We start from the raw sequence: 22,839 nt of genomic DNA on the forward strand, positions 1-22,839 counted from the left end.
CTCTATAATCGCTTTCTCTTGGCCCGGTAGCTCAGTTGGTAGAGCAGCGGATTGAAAATCCGCGTGTCGTTGGTTCGATTCCGACCCAGGCCACCAAATTCGAAGGGCTTGCGTACATCGCAAGCCCTTTTTGCGTTTGAACGAAAACGCTGCCCGATGATGGGTATCACGCCCTGACGATAGCCATGCCGGGCGTCGCGGTTCACAATCGCGTGACCTATCCCGCACGCGGGCTGCCCGAGGGGCGGCCGCAAGCGCGTGCCCCGGCCCCCGTCGCCCTGACGGCGAGGGCGATACTGCTAGCGCATGATCATGACGACAAGCACTGATTCCGCTCTGGTCCTGTTCTCCGGTGGACAGGATTCGACCACCTGCCTCGCGTGGGCACTGTCGCGCTATGCGCGCGTCGAAACGCTGGGCTTCGATTACGGCCAGCGCCACCGGGTGGAACTGGAATGCCGCACCGACGTGCTGGCCAAGCTGCGCGCGCGGTTTGCGCAGTGGGCGCCGCGCCTCGGCGACGATCACATGATCGACCTGTCGATCCTGGGCCAGATCAGCGAGACGTCGCTGACGCGCGAGACCACGATCGCAATGGCGGCAAACCATCTGCCGAACACCTTCGTGCCGGGCCGGAATCTGCTGTTCCTGACGATTGGTGCGACCATTGCGTATCGACGCGGTTTGCGCGTGCTGGTCGGCGGCATGTGCGAGACGGATTTTTCGGGCTACCCCGATTGCCGCGACGACACCATGAAGGCGCTGCAGGTCGCGCTCAATCTGGGCATGGACCAACGTTTTATCGTCGAGACGCCGCTGATGTGGATCGACAAGGCGGACACGTGGCAGATGGCGCAGGATCTGGGCGGCGACGCGCTGGTCGAGACCGTGCGCGAAGACACGCACACATGCTATCTGGGCGAGCGCAGCGTGCTGCATGCGTGGGGTTACGGATGCGGCGAATGTCCGGCCTGCCAGTTGCGCCAGCGCGGTTTCGAGCAGTGGCGCGCGCGCGGTCACGATCACGATCGCAGCGCGGTCTGATCCTGGGAGAATCGAGGGCAACATGACGTACGCGGTAAAGGAAATCTTCTACACCTTGCAGGGCGAGGGCGCCAACGCCGGACGTCCGGCGGTGTTCTGCCGGTTTGCGGGATGCAACCTGTGGACCGGCCGCGAAGAGGACCGCGCGGACGCCGTCTGCCAGTTCTGCGACACCGACTTCATCGGCACCGACGGCGAGAATGGCGGCAAGTACCGTACGCCGGCCGATCTCGTCGCGCAAATCGTGGCGTTGTGGCCGGCGGGCGAGCGCGCCCACCGGTTCGTCGTTTGCACGGGCGGTGAGCCGCTGCTGCAGCTCGACGCGCCGCTCATCGACGCGCTGCACGCCGAGGGCTTTCGCATCGCGGTGGAGACCAACGGCACGCAAGCGATCCCCGAGGGGATCGACTGGGTGTGCGTGAGCCCGAAGGCCGATGCCGAGCTGATCGTCACGCGCGGCGATGAGCTGAAAGTTGTGGTGCCGCAAGATCGCCAACGTCTGGCTGAGTACGAAGCGCTCGATTTCCAGTACTTCTACCTCCAGCCGATGGACGGACCGCTGCGCGACACGAATACGAAGTTGGCGATCGACTATTGCAAAGCGCATCCGCGCTGGTCGTTGTCGATGCAGACGCACAAATACCTGAATATTCCCTGAGCCGTTGCCGTGATTACGATTACCCGGAAACTCGAATTCGATGCGGGCCACCGCATTCCCGACCACCGAAGCCAGTGCCGCAACCTGCACGGGCATCGCTATGTGCTCGAGATCACGCTCGCGGGCGAAGTGAGCCGCGAGAGCGGGGCCTCCGACAATGGCATGGTGATGGACTTCGCCGACGTGAAGGCCCTGGCCAATGAGCATCTCGTGTCGGTGTGGGACCACGCGTTCCTCGTTTATGAGGGCGACACGGCCGTGCGCAATTTTCTCGAGACGATGCCCGACCACAAGACGGTGGTCTTCGACCGGGTGCCGACCGTCGAGAATCTGGCGGCGGCTGCCTTCGACACGCTGAGCCACGTCTTTGACGCGCATTACGGCCGCGACTTGCGCCTGGTGCGCCTGCGTTTGTACGAGACGCCGAACTGCTGGTCGGAAGTCGCGGCGTAATACGCTTCGACGCTTGCGAGATCTTCGTTGATGCTGCGTCCTCCCGTCGCTGGGGTGACGCCCACGCCGCCACGAATTCGACACTCCCGCCGGCGAATTCGACGGCGGCCAGTGGCCACCTGACCGAAAGTGCCAACCCGCCAGATCTTGAGTCTGGCGGGTTTTTTCATTTCAGGAGTTGGCATGACTAGAATTTCAGCGGGCAGCGACGTGATTGCGCAGAACGTGCAGTCCTTGGTACAGCTTGTCGCCATGCGGCGGCGAGATTCGCACGGCAATCTGCATTCCCTGGATCAGGTGGTGAATCGACCGGTGGCTGCCGTGCTCCCACGGCGGCGGCCAAGCGCATCGCCGCTCGATCACGGCGAATTCCGCGCAGATTTTGTGAGTTCGGGACCCGCAGGCCCTGCGCGGTTGCCCGTTCCGGCGCGAGAGGAGCGAGTGGTCTGTTCCGATGCCGCGACGCAGACCGACGCGGGGTGGGAGGGGCCGCCGCCGTATTCGGTGCGGGATGTGACGCCCGGCGCGCCGGGCCGGAGCGATGCCCTGGGGCGGGCCAACGCGCTATGATGCGGCTGACACCACGTAACCAATAGGAGACTCCGCAAATGAAGACGCTGCTGCGCGGCTTGCTGGCCGCATTCCTGTTCGCGGCATTCGCCGTGCCTGCCACACCGGCGTTCGCGCGCGACAAGGTCGTGTATCACATCAACGACGCCGAGCAACAGGCGCTGGCCGCTTTGCGCAACGTTCGCAACCAGCTCGACACGGTGCCGGATACCGACATCGTGGTCGTCGCGCACGCGAAGGGGGTCGACTTCCTGATGGAAAGTTACAAGGACGCCGCGACCGTCGGGCCGCTGATCGCGGCGTTGCATGCGCGTGGCGTCAAGTTCGAGGTGTGTGAAATCACGATGAAGCAGCGCAACCTGAAGAAGGACCAGTTTGTGCTCGACGCGGACTTCACGCCGTCCGGTGTCGTCGAACTCACGCGCTTGCAGCAAAAGGGTTACGCGTACATCAAGCCGTAAGTCGGACGTCTTGCCGCCCATCCAAGCCCTGGCCCTACGCCGGGGCTTTCACCTTGGCCGACGCGATCTCGATCGTCAACACGGCGGCGAAACCGGCGCCGGCATTCGCCCCGGCGCATCTTGTCCATTTGGCGCACAATACGTCCAAAGCCTGTCTCGGGAGATTCGCGATGTCGACGTCTTACGCCATGCGCCGGCTGCTCACCGGTCTCGCCGCCACGTTGGTGGGGGCGGCCTGCCAGCCGATTCCCTATGCGGTAGCCGCCGCGCAAGCCCCGGCCCAGGGGCTGACCGATCAGGCCGTGCAGCACTATGAGGCGGGCCAGCAGTCGCAGGCACTCGGTGAGTTTCGCCGGGCGGCCGAGCAGGGCAATCGCCTCGCCCAGTTCGACTACGCCATGATGCTGCTCAACGGCGAGGGCGGCACGCCCGATCCGAGCGGCGCCGTGCAGTGGCTCGAGCGCGCGGCGAACGCAGGTATGACCCAGGCGCAGTACGTCTACGGCAAGATGTTCGACGACGGCTATGTCGTCGGAAAATCGATTCCCCAGGCCAATCTCTGGTACGAAAAGGCGGCGAAGCAGGGCCATGTGCAGGCGCAGGCGGCCATCGCCAACGAGTATTTCATCGGGCGCGGCGTGCCCAAGGATTACAAGACAGCGTTTGGTTGGTACGAGAAAGCCGCGCGCGGTGGCGATCTGCCGTCGCAGTACATCGTGGCGAGCTACTACGAGCGGGGCTATGGCGTCGTGACGCCGGATCTCGGACGTGCGCGTCTATGGTACGAAAAGGCCGCCGCCCAGGGCGACGTGGCCGCCCAAGGCAAGCTCGATGCGATGAATCGGGGGCCCGCGCCCACCCTGTCCCCTGCGCCGGCCCGTTAGCTTTGCATCAGGCGCTTCTCGCGCGCCACGCTCATCAGAATGCCGATCCCCAGGCCGAGCGTGACCAGCGCGGTGCCGCCGTAGCTCATGAACGGAAGCGGAACGCCGACCACCGGCAGAATGCCGCTCACCATGCCCATGTTCACGAAGGCGTAGGTGAAGAAGATCATCGTGACGGACCCTGCCAACAGGCGCCCGAACAAGGTGGCGCCGGAGGCCGCGATCACCAGCCCGCGCGCGACCAGCAGCAGATACAGCACCAGCAGCACGGCTTCGCCGATCAGCCCGAACTCTTCGGCAAACACCGCGAAAATAAAGTCGGTGTGCTTCTCGGGAATGAACTCGAGGTGGGCCTGCGTTCCCTTCAGCCAGCCCTTGCCGGTTGTGCCGCCCGAGCCGATGGCAATGACCGACTGGATCGTGTGGAAGCCCTTGCCGAGCGGATCCGACGTTGGGTCCAGCAGCGTGCACACACGGTGCTTCTGGTAGTCGTGCAGGAAGTACCATTCGACCCCCGGCTGACAGATCTTGTCCTGCACGGCCAGAACGGTGCCGATGCCGATCACGACAGCGACGAGTACCGGCAGAATGAGCTTCCACGACAGTCCGGCCAGATAAATCACGTAAAGTCCGGCGGCGGCCACCAGCAGGCCGGTGCCGAGGTCAGGCTGTTTGGCGATCAGCCCCACGGGCAAGCCGAGCAACACCATGGCGACCAGATAGTCGAACCAGCGAATATTGCCTTCGCGCTTCTGGAAGTACCACGCCAGCATCAGCGGCATGGCGATCTTCATGATCTCGGACGGCTGGATCACCATCCCCACGTTCAGCCAGCGCTTCGCCCCTTTCTTCGTCAGCCCGAACATCGCGACCGCAATGAGCAGTGCTACGCCGGCCGTATAGAGCGGCACCGCGAACTTCATCAGTGTCTGCGTGGGCAGCATCGCCAGCAGCCACATCAGAATGAACGTCAGCACGATGTTGCGCACCTGGTCTTCGACGCGCCCGGGCACATCGATGCTGGCGCTATAGAGCGTGACCAGTCCCACGCACAACAGCAGGAAGACGATCAGCGCCAGGGGCCTGTCGAAACCGACGAACAGGCGTTTCACCTGCTGCTTCCACGTATGTTTGTCGAGCGCCATCATGGCGTTCCTCCTTGCGCGCGAATGGCCGCGCGATGGCGAGCTTCGTCGGCGACGGTCGGACTCACGGCCGGCTGACGATGCGGCGCCGGGGCGGGCTTGGGTGCACCGGCAGCGGAAGCCTTGCCGTCGGCGGTACCCGATACGCTCGCCGTCGCGTTGGATGCGACCGGGGCGACGCGTGCCACGGTCGTGCGCCCGCTCAGTTCGGCAGCGCTGGCGGGGGCGGCATCGGGTGTGGCGGACACGGCCGAGACGCCCGATGCCGCCCCCGGAGCCGATGCGGCCGCCTGCAACGCCGCCGCTTCGGCGGCGCGCTCCTTCGGCTCGTCGATGAGGTAGTAGTCGAGCAGACGACGCGCGACCGGACCGGCTTGTGCGGCGCCCCATCCCGCGTTCTCGACGATCAGTGCGACGGCGATCTTCGGATCGTCGGCGGGGGCGAACGCGATGAACAAGGCATGATCGCGCTTGAATTCGGGGATAGCGTTGTGGTTGTACTTCTCGTTCTTGCCGAGCGAGTAGACCTGCGCCGTGCCGGTCTTGCCACCGGCCTCGTACGGCGCGCCCGCGAATGCCTGACGGCCGGTGCCTTCCTTGATCACCCCGACCATCGCGCGTTTGACGAAATCGATGTTCGCCTGCTTGTAGGGCAGCCGTGCGCTTTCGTGCGGCACGGTGAGCTGGCGTGCGTGCGTGACGGGATCCTCGATGGCCTTCACGAGGTGAGGCTTCATCACCACGCCGTTGTTGGCCAGCGTGGCCGTCGCGTGCGCAAGTTGCAGGATCGTGAACGAGTTGTAGCCTTGCCCGATGCCCAGACTGACCGTCTCGCCGTCGTACCACTTCTGCTGCGCGGGCTTCTTGTACGCCTTGCGCTTCCATTCGGTCGACGGCAGAATGCCGCGCGCCTCGCCTTCGATGTCGATGCCCGTCAACTGACCGAAGCCGAGCGGCGCCATGAAGTCGTGAATCGCATTCACGCCCATATCGTGCGCGAGCATGTAGTAATACGTGTCGTTCGACACCACGATCGAACGGTACATGTCGATCCAGCCCTGGCCGTTGCGAACGTCGTTGCGGAACGTGTGGTTCCCGAGGGTGAATGCGCCCGTGTCCTGGAAGCCCCAGCTCGTGGTGCGCTTGCCCAGTTCGAGGGCGGCGAGCGCCATGAACGGCTTGTACGTCGAGCCGATCGGATAGGTGCCGCGCAAGGGACGGTTGAGCAGCGGCCGGTCGGGCGAATTGTTCAGGGCGTCCCAGTTTTGCTGGTCGATCCCTTCGACGAACATGTTCGGATCGAAGCTCGGCGCCGAGACGAACGCCAGCACGTCGCCCGTCTTCGGCTCGATCGCCACGACGGCGCCGCGCCGCCCGGCGAACGCTTGCTCGGCCACTTGCTGGAGCTTGATGTCGAGCGACAGCACCAGATTGTCGCCGGGCGTGGCCGGGGTGCGCGAGATCGTGCGCACCGGGCGGCCACCGGCAGTGACTTCGATTTCCTCGAAACCGGTGATGCCATGGAGCTGCGTCTCGTAGCTCTGCTCGACGCCGATCTTGCCGATGTAATCGGTGCCCTTGTAGTTGTTGACGTCGCGGCGGATGTCGTATTTGGCGCTGTCGCTGTCGTTCTCTTCGCTCATCGCCTCGATCCGCTGGCGATCGCGCTGCGAGATCCGGCCGATGTAGCCGATCACGTGCGCGGCGGTCTCGCCCAGCGGGTACTGGCGGAAGAGCCGCGCGTGCACATCCACGCCGGGAAAGCGGAAGCGCTGCGCGGTGAAGCGCGCGACTTCCTCGTCGGTCAGGCGTGTGCGGATCGGCAGGCTCTCGAAGCTCTTGCTGTCGTCCATGAGCTTCTTGAAGCGGGCGCGGTCGCGCGGCGTGATCTCGATCACGTCGGACAGATCGGTGATGAGATCTTCCAGCGGACGGCCGATCTTCGATGGCGTGATTTCCAGCGTGTAAGCGGAATAATTGCGCGCGAGCACCACGCCGTTGCGATCCATGATCACGCCCCGGTTGGGCACGATCGGCGCGAGCGAGACGCGATTTTCGTCGGCTTGCAGCGCGTACTGGTTATGGCGGAAGACCTGCAGGTAGACGAAGCGTACGCCGAGCAGGCCAAAGCAGATCAGCACGAAAAATGCAGCCGCTGTGATCCGCAGATGAAACGTCTGCAGTTGTTGCTGGGGATTCTTGAACTCGGTCATGCAAGCAGGGCTCGGTGGCGCGATCGGGTGGGGACGGGGCCCATCAGATCGGACGCGTGTCGTCGCGGTCGACGGCGCGCTTCTGCGGCGCCAGCAACAGAATACTGATCACCGGCCAGAGCAGGGCTTCGACAAACCCCGCCGCGAGCGGCCACCAGCCCGGAAACGCCGCACCGGTCGCCAGACGAATGATGAATGGCACCACGTGCGCGAGCAGCAGCAACGGCAGCACCGTCAGCGCCTGGCCAAGCAGCGTAAAAAACAGGACACGGCGGTGAATCATGATCGCGCCGTAGGACAGCAGCGTGTAAGCGAGCGCGTGCTCGCCCAGCAGGCCGGCGTTGTGCACGTCCATGAGCAGGCCGACGAGGAATGCCACGCCCATGCCCACCTTGCGCGGCTGGTGGATGTTCCAGAACATCAACACCAGCGCGACGAAGTCGGGCATGGCGGGGGCGTGGCCCCACGGCATCAGGTTGACCAGAAACGCCACCACGAGACTGATCGCGATGAAGTACGGATTGACCGGCAGCAGAATGTATTGCGGTCGTGGCATGTCGATTCCTCAATGACCCTTGCGGGCGGCCGGGGCGCGCTTTGGATCGGCGCGCGTGCCGCCCTTCTGGCCGGGCTTTTCGCCGCTTGCCGACGGATCGGACGCGCGCGCGAGATCGGCGGCGGCGTCCGGATGCAGGGCGAGCGGCGTGGTGTATTGCAGCACCAGCACCTGACGCTGGCTGCGCAGATTGGCCACCGGCTGACACAGAATGCGCGCGAACGCGGTGTCGGACACGCGGTCGACCTTGGTGATGCGAGCCACGGGCAGGCCGGCGGGGTAGATGCCGTCCAGGCCGCTCGTGGCGATTTCGTCGCCGACCTTGACGTCGGCCGACAGCGGAATGAAGCGCAGGTCCAGCACGTTGCCGCGCAGTCCGCCGTAGATCACGCTATGCACACCGCTGCGCGTGACTTGCACGGGTACGGCTTGCTCCTTGTCGGTGAGCAGCGTGACTTCGCTTTGCAGCAGGAAGACGCGCGAGACCTGACCGAGCAGACCCTGTTCCGTGACCACCGGGGCGCCGAGCTTCACGCCATGCTTTGTGCCGCGATCGATGACCACGCGCTGCGTGAACGGGTCGCGTGTGTCGTACTCGATCTCGGCGGGAATGCTCGGCACGGGCAGGCGCTCGCGCAAGGCGAGCATCTGGCGCAGATGTTCGTTCTCGGCGGTCAACTGGTTATTGCGTTGAGCCTGCACGGAGAGCTCAAGGTTTTGCGCGAGAAGCGCCCGGTTCTCGCCCGAGAGTTGCGATTCGGTCGAGAAGAAGCCCGCCACGCCGAGAATGGCGTCGCGCGGCAACAGCATCATGCGTTGCACCGGATACAGGGCGGTGCCGACAACGGCCCGAACCCGTTCCAGCGTGTTGTAGTGCGAGTCGACCACGAGCAGGCCGATGGCAAGCGCGACGAAACAGATCAGCCGGGCCAACGCCGACGGACCCTGTTTGAACAGTGGCGGCGGACTGTACTGCATGGTGGGCCCTTCAGGGGAGCACGCGCAGCGAGGCGCCGCGGTGCGCGAATGGTGTCAGTCGGGTGCGACGGCGCGGCATGACGACAAGCTCCGTGCGCGTGGTCTTGCTACGTGGCCAGTCGTGTCGGGCGAGGGGGGGAAGGGATGGCCCCACCGCGCCGGACGACGAACCACGCACGTTAGCTTACTCGTAAGAGAAAATGCTGCCGAGCTTGTCCATGCGCTCGAGCGCCATGCCCGAGCCACGCACCACGCAGGTAAGCGGGTCTTCGGCGACCAGCACCGGCAGGCCCGTTTCTTCGGCGAGCAGACGGTCGAGATCGCGCAGCAGCGCGCCGCCGCCCGTGAGCATCATGCCGCGCTCGGCGATGTCGGCACCCAGTTCCGGCGGCGTTTGTTCGAGGGCGATCTTCACCGACGACACGATCTGGTTGAGCGGATCGGTCAGCGCTTCGAGGATTTCGTTGCTCGAAATGGTGAAAGCGCGCGGAATCCCTTCCGACAGGTTGCGACCCTTGACTTCCATTTCCTTGACTTCGGAACCCGGGAAGGCCGAGCCGATTTCCTTCTTGATCGCTTCGGCGGTCTGTTCGCCGATCAGCATGCCGTAGTTGCGGCGGATGTAGTTGACGATGGCTTCGTCGAACTTGTCGCCACCGACACGTACCGATCCCTTGTAGACGATACCGCCCAGCGAGATCACGCCCACCTCGGTCGTGCCGCCACCGATGTCGACGACCATCGAGCCCGTGGCTTCCGAGACCGGCAGGCCGGCACCGATGGCTGCGGCCATCGGCTCTTCGATCAGATACACCTGCGAGGCGCCCGCGCCGTGCGCGGCTTCCTTGATGGCGCGGCGCTCGACCTGGGTCGAGCCGCACGGCACGCAGATGATGATGCGCGGCGAAGGCGAGAACAGGCGCGACTCGTGAGCCATCTTGATGAACTGCTTGATCATCTGCTCGGTCACGGTGAAGTCGGCGATCACGCCGTCCTTCATCGGGCGAATCGCCTCGATGTTGCCCGGCACCTTGCCAAGCATTTGCTTGGCTTCCTTGCCGACGGCTTGAATCGTCTTCTTGCCGCTCGGGCCGCCTTCCTGGCGAATGGCGACGACCGACGGTTCGTCGAGCACGACGCCCTTGCCGCGCATGTAGATGAGCGTGTTGGCGGTGCCCAGGTCAATGGCCAGGTCGTTGGAGAAATAGCTTCGAAGAAAACCGAACATGCAAAATCCTGTGTCTGCGTGAGGCCGTCCCAATGGATGTGACTGGGACGGCGGCCTGTCATCTGGGTTCCGGCCTGTTCGCAAAAAAATCGCCAGGCGCCACGCGGCGGCTCGCGAAACGTGCGGACAAACCGAGGAATGCGGTACCGGGCAGGAGGCGGGACTGCCGTTATCCATCCGTCGCGTCAGGGTCTTCCAATGGACTGCGCGAACGTCTGTCGCGCCCCCCGGACTGACCGTGGCCCACCTGCGCGACAGCGTCGAAGGGTGCAAAAACACGCTCCGACGCAAATTTAATGCGCAATGATACCTTATAATTTCGCAGGTTTTGCAGGAAAAACGAGCACGTTGACACCCCATTCGACGCCCCCGGTGCGCCCGCCGGGAGCCTTGTGGCACGGCGCGCCAGCCCTCCTGCGCGGCCCGGTGCACGGAGTAAAACGGTGGACGAACCCAACGCCGTCCGCACATTCTCCGCATTCTGTCCCTAATATTGGCGTCAGGCATGCACCCGGCTGCTCTCCAATGCGCATTTTTTCGGGATTTCTTCATGGCTTTGAATCTCTCAGACGTCAAACGCATCGCCCACCTCGCGCGTCTCGAGCTGGCCGATGACGAGGCCGCTCACATGGAAAAGGAGCTGAACGGCTTCTTCGCGCTCGTCGAGCAGATGCAGTCGGTCGACACGAAAGGTGTAGCCCCGCTGGCACATCCGATCGAGCAAATTCAGGCGGTCGCCCAGCGTCTGCGGACCGACGCGGTGACGGAGCAGGTCGATCGCGAAGCCAATCAGCGCCCCGCGCCCGCCGTGCAGGACGGCCTCTATCTGGTGCCGAAGGTCATCGAATGAGTCCGGCCCGTTGCGCGATGTATGCCTCCGGTGCGCCGGACGCTCGCGCAACGGATTGCCGCGCGCCCTCGGCGCCCCGCATGCCCTCATGCCTTCATGCGCTATAACGCACAGCAGCCACCATGGAACAAGATCTGATTCATTTGCAAGATTTGCGCGCTGCGCTCGACGCCAAGCGCGTCTCGAGCGTCGAACTGACGCAGCACTATCTGGACCGCATTGCCGGGGCCGCCGATCTGAACGCATTCGTGCACGTCGACGCCGAGGCGAGCCTCGCGCAGGCGCGTGCCGCCGACGCGCGCATCGCCGCCGGCGAGGGCGCGAACCGGCCGTTGCTGGGCATTCCCGTTGCGCACAAGGACGTATTCGTCACGCGCGGCTGGCGCAGCACCGCTGGCTCTCGCATGCTCGAGAACTACGTCAGTCCATACGACGCCGCCGTCGTCGAGCGCCTGGCGCACGCGGGCATGGTCACGCTGGGCAAGACCAATATGGACGAGTTCGCCATGGGCTCGTCGAACGAAAACTCGTATTACGGCCCGGTGAAGAACCCGTGGGACACGCGCGCCGTGCCCGGCGGCTCGTCGGGCGGGTCGGCTGCCGCGGTGGCCGCGCGTCTCGCGCCGGTCGCCACCGGAACCGACACCGGCGGCTCGATCCGTCAGCCGGCGGCGTTCTGCGGCGTGACCGGCATCAAGCCGACGTATGGCCGCGTGTCGCGTTACGGGATGATCGCGTTCGCTTCGTCGCTCGACCAGGGCGGCCCGTTCGGTCATAGCGCGGCGGATTGCGCGTGGATGCTCAACGGCATGGCGGGTTTCGACGAACGCGACTCGACCAGCCTGGAGCGCGCCGACGAAGACTTCGCGCGCGGTCTGGGCAAGCCGCTCGACGGCGCCACGGCCGACAAGCCGTTGGCCGGTCTGCGCATCGGCTTGCCGGCCGAGTACTTCGGTGAAGGTCTCGACGCCGACGTGCGCGAAGCGATCGACAACGCATTGCGTGAGTTCGAGCGGCTCGGCGCCGTGCGCGTGCCGGTGTCGCTGCCGAAGACCGAACTGTCGATTCCCGTGTACTACGTGTTGGCACCGGCCGAAGCCTCGTCGAACCTGTCGCGTTTCGACGGCGTGCGCTACGGCCACCGCGCGGCCGAGTACCGCGATCTGCTCGACATGTACAAGAAGTCGCGCGCCGAAGGCTTCGGCACCGAAGTCAAACGCCGCATTCTCGTGGGCGCGTACGTGCTCTCGCACGGCTACTACGATGCCTACTACCTGCAGGCGCAGAAGATTCGCCGTTTGATCGCGCAGGAATTCCAGAATGCGTTCGCGCAGTGCGACGTCATCATGGGTCCGGTGGCGCCGTCGGTCGCGTGGAACCTCGGCGAGAAGAGCGCCGATCCGGTGCAGATGTACCTGGCCGACATCTACACGCTGTCGGTGAGCCTGGCCGGTTTGCCGGGGATGAGCCTGCCGGTCGGCGCGGGGCGCGATGCGCGTCCGGTCGGTCTGCAACTGATTGGCAACTACTTCGACGAAGCCCGCCTGCTGCAAGTGGCCGACGCGTTCCAGCGCGCGACCGACTGGCACAAGCGCGCTCCGGCAGGCGTCTGATCGTGCGCCGCCAACGCTTGACGACGTCGCTCGCCCCGCACGCCGCGTGGGTATCGAAGGGGCTGGCGCTCGCCGGCATGGTGCTCACGCTCGCGTCGTGCAGCCTGCCGTTCGGGCGTCCTACGCCGATCGCCTACCGCGAGATCAATCTGTCGGGCTACTGCTCGCAGACGGACGAAGACGGTTTCCGCGAGCAGGCAACGCTCAAGGTGTCGGCCAACCAGGTGCAGTCGCTCGACTGGCGTCTGTGGGTCGGCCAGCGGGGGAGCTGCCACTTCAATCTGGCGGATTTCCACCAGACGCAGTGGCGTCCGAGCATCGAACTGCGGGCGAACAGCGGAAGCTGCAAACTGCTCATCTGGCAGGATCCGGGCAACGTGACCATCGGTCATGCCAATTGCGAGGCGTATTGCACGCCGGGCATTTACCAGAACGCCTGGCCGGTGAGTTTCGATCCGCGCTCTGGGATTTGCGCGGCGGACACTCGCCGATAGACGCGAACCAGCGCCAGCCAGCATCGGCGAACAGGAACAGAGGCCGGAGCGTCACCGTCGCGGCGACGACCGGCGGCAAGGGCAGGGCGAACGCGCCATGCCGACAAGTTGAGACAGGGTGAACCTTATGCAATGGGAAGTCGTTATTGGTCTGGAGACGCACACACAGCTCTCCACCGCTTCCAAGATTTTCTCGGGCGCATCGACGCAGTTCGGCGCGGCCCCCAACACGCAGGCCTGCCCCGTGGATCTGGCGCTGCCGGGCGTGTTGCCGGTGCTCAATCGCGGGGCTGTCGAGCGCGCGATCGAATTCGGCCTGGCCATTGGGGCGACGATTGCGCCGCGCAGCATCTTCGCGCGCAAGAATTACTTCTACCCCGACCTGCCGAAGGGCTATCAGATCAGCCAGTATGAAATTCCGGTGGTGCAGGGCGGCTCGTTGAAGATTCAGGTCGAGGCGGATGCACGCACCGGTCGCGAAGCCTATGAAAAAGTCGTGACGCTCACGCGTGCGCACCTTGAGGAAGACGCGGGCAAGTCGCTGCACGAAGACTTCGCCGGCATGACCGGCATCGACCTGAACCGCGCCGGCACGCCGTTGCTCGAAATTGTGACCGAGCCCGACATGCGCAGCGCGGCCGAAGCCGTGGCGTACGCGAAAGCGTTGCACGGACTCGTGGTGTGGCTCGGTATTTGCGATGGCAACATGCAGGAAGGCTCTTTCCGCTGCGACGCCAACGTCTCTGTGCGTCCGGTCGGTCAGCAGGCATTCGGCACGCGTGCCGAAATCAAGAACCTGAACTCGTTCCGCTTTCTCGAAGAGGCGATTCAGTACGAAGTGCGCCGTCAGATCGAGTTGATCGAAGACGGCGGCACGGTGGTGCAGGAAACGCGTCTGTACGATCCGGACAAGAAGGAAACGCGTTCGATGCGCAGCAAGGAAGACGCGCACGACTATCGCTACTTCCCGGATCCGGATCTGCTGCCGCTCGTGATCGATAACGCATGGATCGAGCGCGTGCGCGCCGGGTTGCCCGAGCTGCCCGCCGGCATGCAGGCGCGCTTCGTCGAGTCGTACGGCTTGTCCGACTACGACGCCGCTGTGCTCACCCAATCGAAAGCCCAAGCGTCATACTTCGAAGCCGTGGTCGCGAAGGCGGGCAAGGCGAGTGCCAAGCCGGCCGCGAACTGGATCATGGGCGAGCTGTCGTCCCTGCTGAACCGTGAAGACATCGGCATCGAGCAAAGCCCGGTCTCGAGCGCGCAGCTCGCGGGTCTGCTCGCTCGCATCGCCGACAACACGATCTCCAACAAGATCGCCAAGGAGGTCTTCCAGTTGATGTGGGAGGAGCGCGCCACCGATGAGGGCGCGGCGGATCGCCTCATCGAAGCGAAGGGGCTGAAGCAGATCACCGACACGGGTGCGATCGAGAAGATCATCGACGAGGTGCTGGCCGCCAACGCCAAGTCCGTCGAAGAGTTCCGCGCGGGCAAGGAGAAGGCATTCAACGCCTTGGTCGGCCAGGCGATGAAGGCCACCAAGGGCAAGGCCAATCCGGCCCAGGTCAACGAGTTGCTCAAGAAGAAGCTCGGGGCCTGACGCGGGAGAACCCGGCGCCAACGCGGCGACGAGAATCCCTCAGGCAAAAAGCGCGGTGGCCGGTTCGGCGCCGCGCTTTTGTTTTTGCGAGATACTAGCCCGCAGGCCTGTCACGAGGAGTTGGCGATGTTCGAGAAATACCGCGTACCGCTCGGCAAGAAGCTCGACCTGTCGGATTACGATCCGGCCGATACGCCATTTACCGGCGAGAGCAAGGGCGACGACAAGGCGCGCATGGCCGAGCTGGCGCTCAAGCTCGACGAGTTGCAGACGCTTCTGCACGCCAACAGCCGGCAACGTGTCCTGCTCGTGTTGCAGGGCATGGACACCAGCGGCAAGGACAGCACCATCCGCGCGGTGTTCCAGAACGTCGATCCGCTCGGCATTCGCGTGGCGAATTTCAAGTCGCCCACGCCCACGGAACTGGCGCGCGACTTTCTGTGGCGTGTCCATAGCGTCGTGCCGGGGGCGGGCGAGTTGGTGATCTTCAATCGCAGCCATTACGAAGACGTGCTCATCACGCGCGTGCACGACTGGATCGACGCCGACGAGTGCAAGCGACGCTACGCGCACATCAACAACTTCGAGCGTCTGCTGGCTGACAACCACACGCGCATCGTCAAGTGCTTCCTGTATATCTCGTCCGACGAGCAGCGCAAGCGCTTGCAGGAGCGCATCGACGATCCGAACAAGCACTGGAAGTTCGAACTGAACGATCTGAAGGAACGCAGCTTCTGGCCGCATTACACCAAGGCTTACGAGGCGGCGCTATCGGCCACGTCGACGGAACACGCGCCGTGGTACGTCGTGCCGTCCGACTCGAAACGTCACCGCAACCTGATGGTGGCTGAGTTGCTGGTGCAGGCGCTGACCGACCTGAATCTGTCCTACCCGCCCGCACGACCGGAACTCGCGGGCATGAAGGTGGAATGACTGCGGTGCGCTGACGCGACCGGCGTCGCGTTTTCGGCGGCGGGCGGCGCAAATCCGCTGTGCGTCCGGTCTTCCACGGCGCGTTGCGTCACCGTCCCGATCTGCGTACGCAGGCGCGCCACGCGCCTTGTGAAACCGCTGAATGATGACGTCGGCACGCGACGTTGGGAATACTCTTGCTGCGGTTGGGCCGATTCTGACGGCCACGACGACCCCTGACGCAACACTCGTTCGCGTCGATCCTTGCCCCTCCTTGCTCTGAACTTCCTTCAGGACGCTTGTTCGCCGTTTGGCGATAGACAGCGACTTATCGAAATTGGCACGCAGATGGGTGCTTTCCTGCCCCCCGGAATTGTCATTTTGCGAAAAATTCGGATAACACGCGATAACGCGGTGCCGGGTGTTCAGGCATAAATCGCCCCTGTCGCAGCGCACGGATGTCACCGCAAAGGCGCGCGGCTTTTCCAATCGATTTGCTCAGGAAGAGGGGTATGGACATGCAAGTGAACGAGGGCGCACTCGTGCAAATGAAGAACAACATGGTTGGCCGGTGGAGCAAGCGCCGTCAGCGCGGTGTGACGCTGGTGGAGTTGTCCGTCGCCGTGGCGGTTATGGGGCTGATCATGGCCGGCGCGATGGTGGGTGTGCCCAGGCTGATGAATTCGGTCCGGGTGAACCAGGAGATCAAGGACTGGCAGATGGCGGTGGTGTCGGTGCAGAACGCCGTGCTGTCGGGGCAGTTGACCGCCAAGACGACCCCGAAGGATATGGACAATATGGGGCTGTTCGGGGCGATGACGCCGTCGCCGGGTAACGTTGATGGTGAATACTTGAACCGGTTCGGCGGGACCATGAAGATGGCACCTATCACTGCCGCTATCAACGATGGTCCGAATTTCGGGGTTCAGGTTACGTCGGAGGATGTTCCCAGCGACCAATGTCAAAAATTCATGACGACGTTGCATTCGAACTTCGCGACGATATCTGTGAACGGCACGACGCTTAAAAATCTGAAAACAAGCTTCCAGATGGGCAAGTTGGCGGAGGCTTGCAAGTCGTCGAATTCTGGCGGCACTAACGCGGACGAGAAGAACGATCTTACCAAGGCCAAGCTCGATTTCACCATCAGCGGCTCCTGATCCCATGGTCGAACCCCATCCAGCATTTCGGCATTGAATTCGACGTGAGGAAACCATGCACATCAAAATAGTGCTGACCGCTGCTGTCGCGTCAGCTGTATGGTCGAGTACGGCTTTCGCTTTCGAGACTTCCGATGGGGCGCATCGATCTGCCGATCTGCCGATCGCGTTCGCCAGCCATCAGCCGTTGATGTCGGGCGATGCGGCGGCAGGCGCATCGTCGCAACGTTCGTTCGCGAGCGCGCTGGACATGGCACCGCCGAACGATGCGCCGCCGGATGTGGACTCGACGCCAGACGCGGCTTCGCAGGCCGCGGCATCGCCCGAGCCGCTGGCGGCACAGGTCGAAGTCCGCGAGCTTCTCGAACTGCTGATGTCGCCGGGCGACGGCCGTGTCTCCGTGGCGCTTGCGCGCTACCTGGAGGCGCACGGCTGGCAACTCGCCTGGGAAATCGACCGCGACTTCCCCATCGAGTATCCGGCAACGTTCACGGGCGACTTCCTCGGCATCGTCGAGCAGGTCGTGGTCTCGTTGCAGAACACCGACGCCCCCATTCGCGTGAAGGTCCACGAGGCCAACCGGGTGCTGCGCGTCGTTCACGCCACTCAATAACAAGCGCAGCGCACCCCCCCCGGCGCAGCCATCATCACGGAAGCGGCAATCCATGAGTAAGCGACTAGGCGTGTTGTGCGCCACCCTGTTCCTGACGGCGTGCGGTACGCCCGGCATGCTCTCCAAGACCGATGCCAACGTCTCGCAAGCGCAAACGAGCGCGCGATCGGCGTTCGACGCGCATTCGGCAGCCCCGATTCGCGCCATTGAACACGTCGAGGGGGCGTGGCTGGCGAAGCGCTCCGTCCCGATCAACGCGTCGGTCGCGTTGCCGGACTTCTTCAAGCGCAACGTACGCTTTGCGACCGGTGCGCCGCTTCCGATGTCGGTCGTGCTGGCACAGGTGGCCCGGGGCAATGGCCTGACGATCCGCATGGCCTCGGACGTGTCGTGCGCCGCGGGCACCGGGGGCGGTGGCGCACCTGGTGCCCGCGGGCCGAGTCGCGGGGGTAACGGCGGCGGCAGTCCGACGAACCTCTTCCAACTCAACTGTGCCGAGACCGGCGAGCCGACGGTGCCGTTGCAATTCTCCGGCACGCTGTCGGGTTTGCTGGACACCATCGCCAATCGAACCGGGACGCACTGGACCTATCGTGACGGTGTCGTTCACTTCGCGAGGTATGTCACACGAACCTTCCAGATCAAGATGATGCCCGGCAGCTCGTCGTATCGGGCGTCCGTGGGCAAGGCTTCGCAAATGCAGGCCAATCGCGGCGCCTCCGGCGGTGGCGGGGCGAGCGGCTCGGCGGGCGGCGTCGACCTGAGCTTCAACGCTGACGCCAACGTGAGCGTGGAGTCCGAACTCGATTACTGGTCGGATCTCGTCAAGACAGTCACGGACATGCTCTCCGAGGGCGGACGTGTCACGCCCTCGGTCGTGACGAGTTCGCTGGTCGTGAGCGACACGGCCGACGTCGTTGAACGCGTAGCGAGTTATATCGAATCCGAGAACGCGGTGCTCGGCCGTCAGGTCAAGTTGCGCGTGCAGGTGTATTCCGTCTCGCTGGAAGAAAATTCGGCCGTCGGCGTCGACTGGGACCTGGTGTACCAGGCCGCGAGCGGCATTACGCTGGGGCTGGCCGGTCCCGCCGCCGGCGGATCGCTGATGTCGCGCAAAGGCGGTATGCAGCTCAGAACACTCGACAGCGGGCGATTCAAGGGCTCCAACGCGTTTATCCGCGCGCTCAGTCAACAGGGGCGCGTGAGCACGGTGATCGACACCACGGTCGTCACGCTGAACAACCAGCCGGCGCCGGTTGCCGTCACCCAGAATCAGGGCTTTGTCGCGCAAACAAAAATGTCGCCCGGTAACTACGGTGGACAGGCGGTCGTGACCGCCGAGCAGTCCGTGCTGACCACCGGTTTCGTGATGAACCTGTTGCCCACGCTCATGGACAACCGAAGCGTGATGTTGCAGGTGCAGATCGACATGTCCGACCTCAGGAAGCTCGACAAGATCAATTTGCGCACGGGTAAGGAGGCGCCCAGCGGCAGCAATGCGGGCGTCAGCGACGGCGGTTCGGATGTCACCGCGGAAATTGGATCCGATGGCGTCAAGGTGGGGGTCGGCGGCAGAGCGAACGGACGCTCGAGCGGCGATGACGGTCTCGGCGTGGGCTCGTTCATGCAGTTGCCGATCACGGCATCGATCCAGACCATGCAGCGGGCGTCGCTCAAGTCGGGCGATACGCTGGTACTCAGCGGCTTCCGTCGCACAGACGATTCGACCGACCGCGACGGCATCTTCAATTACGAAGGCGGCACGAAGGAGGCGCGTCAGCAGGTCAAGGAAGTCGTCATCCTGATTTCGCCGGAACTGACCGAGGGCGTGTGACATGACGCGCATATTGACCAACCAGCTCGTTGTCGGTGCGCAGTGGGAGACATTGCTCGGCCTGCAAAAAGAGCCCACGGAGATCCGGGGTCTCGCCAGGAGCCGCGATGCGTCGCACTTCGCCGTGGCGGATGACGGCGCAGGTACGCGTACCGTAGGATTGTTTGCGATGGATCCCGCCATCACAGGGCAAAGCGTGCCGGAGCGATATGCACTCGGCGCGGTGCTCGGCGCCATGGTCGATGCGCCAAACGTCGCGTTCCTGCATCCCGATCCCGACAATGCCTCGGCAACGCTCTTCATTACGTTGCGCGATCGCCGTCCGGAACTGGATCTGGTGATGCCCGCCGCTGAAGTTGCCGCGAGGCTGGAGCAATGGGCCGCGGAGATCGAGGGCAAGATCACGATTGCCGGTATCGCCCCCTTGAGTTGCGGCGGTGCTGACGTGGCGCTCACGCTGGACGACATCGCGAAGCAAATGCATGGGGATGTCCCGCAGGATGCGCGGCTGCGGGAGGTGCGCAAGCCTCTGCCGGCGCGGCAACTGAAGATCGCGGCCCTCTCGTTCGCGACGCTCTGTCTCGTCGGTGGCGCCGGTTGGTGGGGATGGTCCTGGTATGACGACATGCAGCAGGCGAAGCTTGCGGCGGCCAATCAGGTCGATCCGATCGACGCCTACAAGCAGGCACTTGCGCGGGCGATCGCCGCGGAGCCGTTCTCGGCCGGGGCGTCGTATGTCAGGCGCTTGCAATACGCGATTCAGTCATTGCCGGCGAGTGCTGGCGGATGGCGTCCCGCAGCCATCGCGTGCAACACCCATGCCTGCGAGATCCAGTGGCGTCGCCAGGAGGGTGGCACGTTCGATCTGCTTCTCTCCCAGCGCCCGAACGCGCAAATCGTCGATCTCGACAATGCAACGGAAATGATGACGCCGCCCGATACCCTCGTACCTGTGTCGAAGCCGGCTACGACGGCGTCGGCCGCGAATGCCGCCACAGCGCTCGCCGACGACGAAGACGTTAGCGACGATGGCGACGATGGCGATGCGCGCGTGACGCCCGTGCCGCGCACGCAGTTCCTGCGCACGGCAGGCGCCCGTCTGCAATCGCTCGGCGACTACGGCATGGACATTTCGCTGTCCATGCCCAAACCGCTCGTCAATGCCCCACCGGGGGCGGCGGGGCGCAGTGATGTGCCGCCGCCGATCGCCAAGGGCGAATGGAAGATGGCCGGGCACCTGGCCTTTGTCGACTCCGTGGCCGGTTTGATGATGCGCGCGGGCAACATGTCGTTGCGCGAGTTGACGATTGTGATCGACGACACCAAACCGGTCTTCTCCGCTCAAGGAACCTACTATGTCCACTAAGCTTCGCCTCACCGCAGGGTTCGCGATGACCGCGATGCTCTCGTTGCCGATGGCGATCACGCCTGTGCGTGCCGCCGAGACGATCGACACCTTTGCGCGTGCGCATCTCAAGTCGTCGCAGGAAGCCACGGCCGCCCAGAGCGCGGCGGCGGGGGGCGAGCCTCAGCCCGTCACGGGCGCGACGCCCGACGTAGCGCCAGAGCTGCTGTTCATTCACGGCGTTGACGACACCACGGTGGCCTATCTGCGCGTTGACGGTCGTTTTGGCTACAGCGTGAGTGACGGCGACCGGTTTGGCGACTGGCGAGTGGTGAAGATCGGCAGCGACTACGTCGACGTGGCGCGAGGCGGCAAGCCACGTCGCCTGTTGTTACCCAATGCGATGGGCGCGACGCAGGCGGGCAGTGCAAGGCAGGGGTCACCAGGGCGGCGCAATGGCGACGATTTCTGACCGCTTCCAGGCGGCATTTTCGCGCGTCAATGGACGCGGCGGCGCGGTGGCGCGGCCGATTGCCGACCTTCGCATCGAAGATATCCAGACGCAGGGCTGGCGTCAGGATCTCGGCATTACCCTGGCCGGCGCCGAGAACGGATCGCTGGTGCTCGTGGCCATCAAGCCGCGCCTGTTCCTGGTGCTGCTCGAACACACGACGTTCGTTCGCATGCAGGGGTCCGATCTGCTCGCGCGGTTCGAACAGGCAGTACGCGCGACGCATCGGCTCGATCTCGAGGGTGTCTACGTGGGCACGACCGAAGAGATTCTGCTCATGCAGTCGCGCCTCCAGCAGCATAGCGAAACGGGTGCCCGAGCCGAGGAGCAGCGCACGGGCGCCTATCGAAACTTCGATCTGATCATCGAGCGGGCGATCGATGCGCGTGCCTCCGATATTCATTTCGAGTTTCGCGAGGGCCGGCATGTGCGCGTGCGCATGCGCATCCACGGCAAGCTTCGTGCGACCGGCGAGCTGGATCGCCTTTCGCGCGACTACCATGCCATGCTCGATGCCGTTTCGGCGGCCTACAACTCGCGCGCCGACCCCAGCAGCCGAAGCCACAATCACTTCGATGAAGCCCAGCACCAGAGTTGCTCCATTCCGCTGAACCTGCGCAATCGCAAGTACCAACTGCGCTTGCAGAGCATCAAGGAGAATCGTGGCGTCGACGTGGTGCTGCGTCTGCTTGTGAACGAGGCCGTCGACGACGATGTCATGACGCTCGCTGAACTCGGGTACTCCGAGGATCAGATCGAAGTGCTGGAGAACGCGGTGTATCGCAGCCCCGGATTGACGATCATCGCCGGCGAGACGGGCTCGGGAAAGTCGACGACGCTGCGCACCATGATGATGTACGAGCGCGACGCCGGTAAGAAATTCTTCTCCATCGAAGATCCGGTCGAATACATCCAGCCGCATGTGACGCAGATCCCGATTCAACGGCGTGCCGAAGACGGTCACGGCGAATCGGCCTTCGGTGCGGCAGCCAAGGTGCTGTTGCGCGGCGACCCGGACAAGCTCATGCCTGGCGAGATCCGCGATGTCGAAACCGGGTCTTTCGCGAAATCGATGACCGAGACGGGCCACCAGGTACTCTCGACCGTGCACGCGTCGAGCGCCTTCGGCATCATTCCGCGCCTGATCAGCGACGAGATCGGCATGCCAGTCTCGGCCGTGACGTCGCCCAACTTTCTCACCGCGATGGTGTATCAAAAACTGATCCCGGTGTTGTGCGATCACTGCAAGTTGCCGGCCGTCGGCAAGCTCGACGAGATGACGCTGGGCGTGATCGGTAGTCTCGGTATCGACACGGCGCGCGTGTGCGTGGCGGGGCCGGGGTGCGGGCACTGCAAGGAACGGGGTACGGCGGGGCAGACGGTCGTGGCCGAGGTGTGCGAGGTGACCGAGGAGTTGCTCGAACTGCTGCGACAGTCGAAATTCTGGGAGGCGCAGCGCCACTGGCGTACGTACCACGATGGCGATCTCACGAGCCCTGTCATGCACGGAAAATCGGCGATGGAGCATGCGATCTACAAGATGGCGCAGGGTCGCGTCGATCCGCATGACATCGAAGCCTCGTTCTACAAGCTCAAGAAATTCCAGATATGGAAAGGGGGCTCCACATCGCCCCAACCCCCGCGCCGACTCTCGAGTGTGTAAGTCGTCCTCACGAAACTTGTTTGAAACGTCGCCCAATTTCCTATGCTAGAAGCC

Annotated in this window: 22 protein-coding genes and 1 tRNA gene; 18 read left to right on the forward strand and 5 right to left on the reverse strand. The window is 64.0% G+C overall.

Annotated elements, in window-relative coordinates; genetic code table 11:
• The first annotated feature begins 20 nt into the window (after nucleotides 1-20).
• The 7 genes from OYT13_RS00795 (at nucleotide 21) to OYT13_RS00825 (ending at nucleotide 4,070) form a co-directional block, all read left to right on the forward strand.
• Nucleotides 21-96 (forward strand) — tRNA-Phe (locus OYT13_RS00795).
• A gap of 210 nt (nucleotides 97-306) precedes the next feature.
• On the forward strand, nucleotides 307-1,044 hold the full coding sequence (gene queC / locus OYT13_RS00800; protein ID WP_017231981.1) for a 7-cyano-7-deazaguanine synthase QueC: 738 nt from the start codon (nucleotides 307-309) through the stop codon (nucleotides 1,042-1,044).
• Nucleotides 1,045-1,066: 22 nt separating this feature from the next.
• Nucleotides 1,067-1,702, forward strand: coding sequence for a 7-carboxy-7-deazaguanine synthase (gene queE / locus OYT13_RS00805; RefSeq protein ID WP_017231980.1), 636 nt, complete (start codon nucleotides 1,067-1,069; stop codon nucleotides 1,700-1,702).
• A 12-nt stretch (nucleotides 1,703-1,714) separates the two neighbouring features.
• Nucleotides 1,715-2,155: a 6-carboxytetrahydropterin synthase QueD gene (queD, locus tag OYT13_RS00810; RefSeq protein WP_442796503.1), complete on the forward strand. Its 441-nt coding sequence runs from the start codon at nucleotides 1,715-1,717 to the stop codon at nucleotides 2,153-2,155.
• A 183-nt stretch (nucleotides 2,156-2,338) separates the two neighbouring features.
• Entirely contained in the window at nucleotides 2,339-2,725 is a 387-nt protein-coding gene (locus OYT13_RS00815; RefSeq protein WP_268567139.1) for a hypothetical protein, read from the forward strand.
• Between the two features lie 38 nt (nucleotides 2,726-2,763).
• The gene (locus OYT13_RS00820; protein WP_017231977.1) at nucleotides 2,764-3,186 is read left to right on the forward strand and encodes a DsrE family protein; all 423 of its coding nucleotides are present in this window, start codon (nucleotides 2,764-2,766) and stop codon (nucleotides 3,184-3,186) included.
• Between the two features lie 170 nt (nucleotides 3,187-3,356).
• Nucleotides 3,357-4,070 carry a tetratricopeptide repeat protein gene (locus OYT13_RS00825; protein WP_157211336.1) on the forward strand — a complete coding sequence of 238 codons (714 nt, stop codon included), beginning with the start codon at nucleotides 3,357-3,359 and terminating at the stop codon, nucleotides 4,068-4,070.
• Here the strand turns inward: OYT13_RS00825 and rodA are convergent.
• From rodA to OYT13_RS00850, 5 genes are all read right to left on the reverse strand, one after another.
• A complete protein-coding gene (gene rodA, locus OYT13_RS00830) occupies nucleotides 4,067-5,215 on the reverse strand; it encodes a rod shape-determining protein RodA (protein WP_017231975.1) in 1,149 nt (382 codons plus the stop codon). The two genes, OYT13_RS00825 and rodA, sit on opposite strands and share 4 nt — an antisense overlap.
• Nucleotides 5,215-7,428: a penicillin-binding protein 2 gene (mrdA, locus tag OYT13_RS00835; RefSeq protein WP_150562068.1), complete on the reverse strand. Its 2,214-nt coding sequence runs from the start codon at nucleotides 7,426-7,428 to the stop codon at nucleotides 5,215-5,217. Before mrdA ends, rodA begins: the two co-directional genes overlap by 1 nt.
• Nucleotides 7,429-7,471: 43 nt before the next feature.
• The gene (gene mreD / locus OYT13_RS00840) at nucleotides 7,472-7,984 is read right to left on the reverse strand and encodes a rod shape-determining protein MreD (protein WP_017231543.1); all 513 of its coding nucleotides are present in this window, start codon (nucleotides 7,982-7,984) and stop codon (nucleotides 7,472-7,474) included.
• Nucleotides 7,985-7,993: 9 nt separating this feature from the next.
• A complete protein-coding gene (gene mreC / locus OYT13_RS00845) occupies nucleotides 7,994-8,962 on the reverse strand; it encodes a rod shape-determining protein MreC (protein ID WP_017231544.1) in 969 nt (322 codons plus the stop codon).
• Between the two features lie 184 nt (nucleotides 8,963-9,146).
• Nucleotides 9,147-10,190 carry a rod shape-determining protein gene (locus OYT13_RS00850; RefSeq protein ID WP_010805637.1) on the reverse strand — a complete coding sequence of 348 codons (1,044 nt, stop codon included), beginning with the start codon at nucleotides 10,188-10,190 and terminating at the stop codon, nucleotides 9,147-9,149.
• 550 nt (nucleotides 10,191-10,740) lie between these two features.
• Between OYT13_RS00850 and gatC the strand changes: the two genes are divergently transcribed.
• The 11 genes from gatC (at nucleotide 10,741) to OYT13_RS00905 (ending at nucleotide 22,785) form a co-directional block, all read left to right on the forward strand.
• A complete protein-coding gene (gatC, locus tag OYT13_RS00855) occupies nucleotides 10,741-11,040 on the forward strand; it encodes an Asp-tRNA(Asn)/Glu-tRNA(Gln) amidotransferase subunit GatC (protein WP_017231545.1) in 300 nt (99 codons plus the stop codon).
• Nucleotides 11,041-11,162: 122 nt separating this feature from the next.
• The gene (gene gatA / locus OYT13_RS00860) at nucleotides 11,163-12,653 is read left to right on the forward strand and encodes an Asp-tRNA(Asn)/Glu-tRNA(Gln) amidotransferase subunit GatA (RefSeq protein ID WP_268567140.1); all 1,491 of its coding nucleotides are present in this window, start codon (nucleotides 11,163-11,165) and stop codon (nucleotides 12,651-12,653) included.
• A 2-nt stretch (nucleotides 12,654-12,655) separates the two neighbouring features.
• Nucleotides 12,656-13,147 (forward strand): hypothetical protein, encoded by a 492-nt coding sequence (locus OYT13_RS00865; RefSeq protein WP_150562071.1) that lies wholly within the window; start codon nucleotides 12,656-12,658, stop codon nucleotides 13,145-13,147.
• Nucleotides 13,148-13,274: 127 nt separating this feature from the next.
• Nucleotides 13,275-14,747, forward strand: a complete 1,473-nt coding sequence (gene gatB / locus OYT13_RS00870) for an Asp-tRNA(Asn)/Glu-tRNA(Gln) amidotransferase subunit GatB (protein WP_017235142.1) — start codon at nucleotides 13,275-13,277, stop codon at nucleotides 14,745-14,747.
• Between the two features lie 126 nt (nucleotides 14,748-14,873).
• Complete coding sequence (locus tag OYT13_RS00875) at nucleotides 14,874-15,680, forward strand: polyphosphate kinase 2 family protein (RefSeq protein WP_017235141.1); 807 nt, start codon at nucleotides 14,874-14,876, stop codon at nucleotides 15,678-15,680.
• 491 nt (nucleotides 15,681-16,171) lie between these two features.
• Nucleotides 16,172-16,819: a type 4 pilus major pilin gene (locus OYT13_RS00880; protein WP_017235140.1), complete on the forward strand. Its 648-nt coding sequence runs from the start codon at nucleotides 16,172-16,174 to the stop codon at nucleotides 16,817-16,819.
• Nucleotides 16,820-16,874: 55 nt separating this feature from the next.
• Nucleotides 16,875-17,432 carry a toxin co-regulated pilus biosynthesis Q family protein gene (locus tag OYT13_RS00885; RefSeq protein WP_017235139.1) on the forward strand — a complete coding sequence of 186 codons (558 nt, stop codon included), beginning with the start codon at nucleotides 16,875-16,877 and terminating at the stop codon, nucleotides 17,430-17,432.
• Nucleotides 17,433-17,484: 52 nt separating this feature from the next.
• Nucleotides 17,485-19,266 carry a secretin N-terminal domain-containing protein gene (locus OYT13_RS00890; RefSeq protein WP_026132186.1) on the forward strand — a complete coding sequence of 594 codons (1,782 nt, stop codon included), beginning with the start codon at nucleotides 17,485-17,487 and terminating at the stop codon, nucleotides 19,264-19,266.
• 1 nt (nucleotide 19,267) lies between these two features.
• Entirely contained in the window at nucleotides 19,268-20,632 is a 1,365-nt protein-coding gene (pilO2, locus tag OYT13_RS00895) for a type 4b pilus protein PilO2 (protein ID WP_261939404.1), read from the forward strand.
• Entirely contained in the window at nucleotides 20,622-21,083 is a 462-nt protein-coding gene (locus OYT13_RS00900) for a hypothetical protein (RefSeq protein ID WP_017235136.1), read from the forward strand. The genes pilO2 and OYT13_RS00900 overlap by 11 nt, the downstream gene beginning before the upstream one ends.
• The gene (locus OYT13_RS00905; RefSeq protein ID WP_017235135.1) at nucleotides 21,067-22,785 is read left to right on the forward strand and encodes a GspE/PulE family protein; all 1,719 of its coding nucleotides are present in this window, start codon (nucleotides 21,067-21,069) and stop codon (nucleotides 22,783-22,785) included. Before OYT13_RS00900 ends, OYT13_RS00905 begins: the two co-directional genes overlap by 17 nt.
• Nucleotides 22,786-22,839: the final 54 nt, after the last annotated feature.

It is taken from the genome of Pandoraea sp. XJJ-1, assembly GCF_026802345.1.
GTDB classification, from domain to species: domain Bacteria; phylum Pseudomonadota; class Gammaproteobacteria; order Burkholderiales; family Burkholderiaceae; genus Pandoraea; species Pandoraea cepalis.

Coding starts and splice junctions, on each gene's coding strand:
- OYT13_RS00820 (WP_017231977.1), top strand. CDS start 2,764: ATGAAGACGCTGCTGCGCGGCTTGCTGGCCGCATTCCTGTTCGCGGCA.
- OYT13_RS00900 (WP_017235136.1), top strand. CDS start 20,622: ATGTCCACTAAGCTTCGCCTCACCGCAGGGTTCGCGATGACCGCGATG.
- OYT13_RS00905 (WP_017235135.1), top strand. CDS start 21,067: ATGGCGACGATTTCTGACCGCTTCCAGGCGGCATTTTCGCGCGTCAAT.
- pilO2 (WP_261939404.1), top strand. CDS start 19,268: ATGACGCGCATATTGACCAACCAGCTCGTTGTCGGTGCGCAGTGGGAG.
- queC (WP_017231981.1), top strand. CDS start 307: ATGATCATGACGACAAGCACTGATTCCGCTCTGGTCCTGTTCTCCGGT.
- OYT13_RS00850 (WP_010805637.1), bottom strand. CDS start 10,190: ATGTTCGGTTTTCTTCGAAGCTATTTCTCCAACGACCTGGCCATTGAC.
- OYT13_RS00815 (WP_268567139.1), top strand. CDS start 2,339: ATGACTAGAATTTCAGCGGGCAGCGACGTGATTGCGCAGAACGTGCAG.
- mrdA (WP_150562068.1), bottom strand. CDS start 7,428: ATGACCGAGTTCAAGAATCCCCAGCAACAACTGCAGACGTTTCATCTG.
- OYT13_RS00885 (WP_017235139.1), top strand. CDS start 16,875: ATGCACATCAAAATAGTGCTGACCGCTGCTGTCGCGTCAGCTGTATGG.
- gatA (WP_268567140.1), top strand. CDS start 11,163: ATGGAACAAGATCTGATTCATTTGCAAGATTTGCGCGCTGCGCTCGAC.
- gatC (WP_017231545.1), top strand. CDS start 10,741: ATGGCTTTGAATCTCTCAGACGTCAAACGCATCGCCCACCTCGCGCGT.
- OYT13_RS00875 (WP_017235141.1), top strand. CDS start 14,874: ATGTTCGAGAAATACCGCGTACCGCTCGGCAAGAAGCTCGACCTGTCG.
- OYT13_RS00880 (WP_017235140.1), top strand. CDS start 16,172: ATGGACATGCAAGTGAACGAGGGCGCACTCGTGCAAATGAAGAACAAC.
- gatB (WP_017235142.1), top strand. CDS start 13,275: ATGCAATGGGAAGTCGTTATTGGTCTGGAGACGCACACACAGCTCTCC.
- rodA (WP_017231975.1), bottom strand. CDS start 5,215: ATGGCGCTCGACAAACATACGTGGAAGCAGCAGGTGAAACGCCTGTTC.
- mreD (WP_017231543.1), bottom strand. CDS start 7,984: ATGCCACGACCGCAATACATTCTGCTGCCGGTCAATCCGTACTTCATC.
- queE (WP_017231980.1), top strand. CDS start 1,067: ATGACGTACGCGGTAAAGGAAATCTTCTACACCTTGCAGGGCGAGGGC.
- OYT13_RS00825 (WP_157211336.1), top strand. CDS start 3,357: ATGTCGACGTCTTACGCCATGCGCCGGCTGCTCACCGGTCTCGCCGCC.
- OYT13_RS00890 (WP_026132186.1), top strand. CDS start 17,485: ATGAGTAAGCGACTAGGCGTGTTGTGCGCCACCCTGTTCCTGACGGCG.
- mreC (WP_017231544.1), bottom strand. CDS start 8,962: ATGCAGTACAGTCCGCCGCCACTGTTCAAACAGGGTCCGTCGGCGTTG.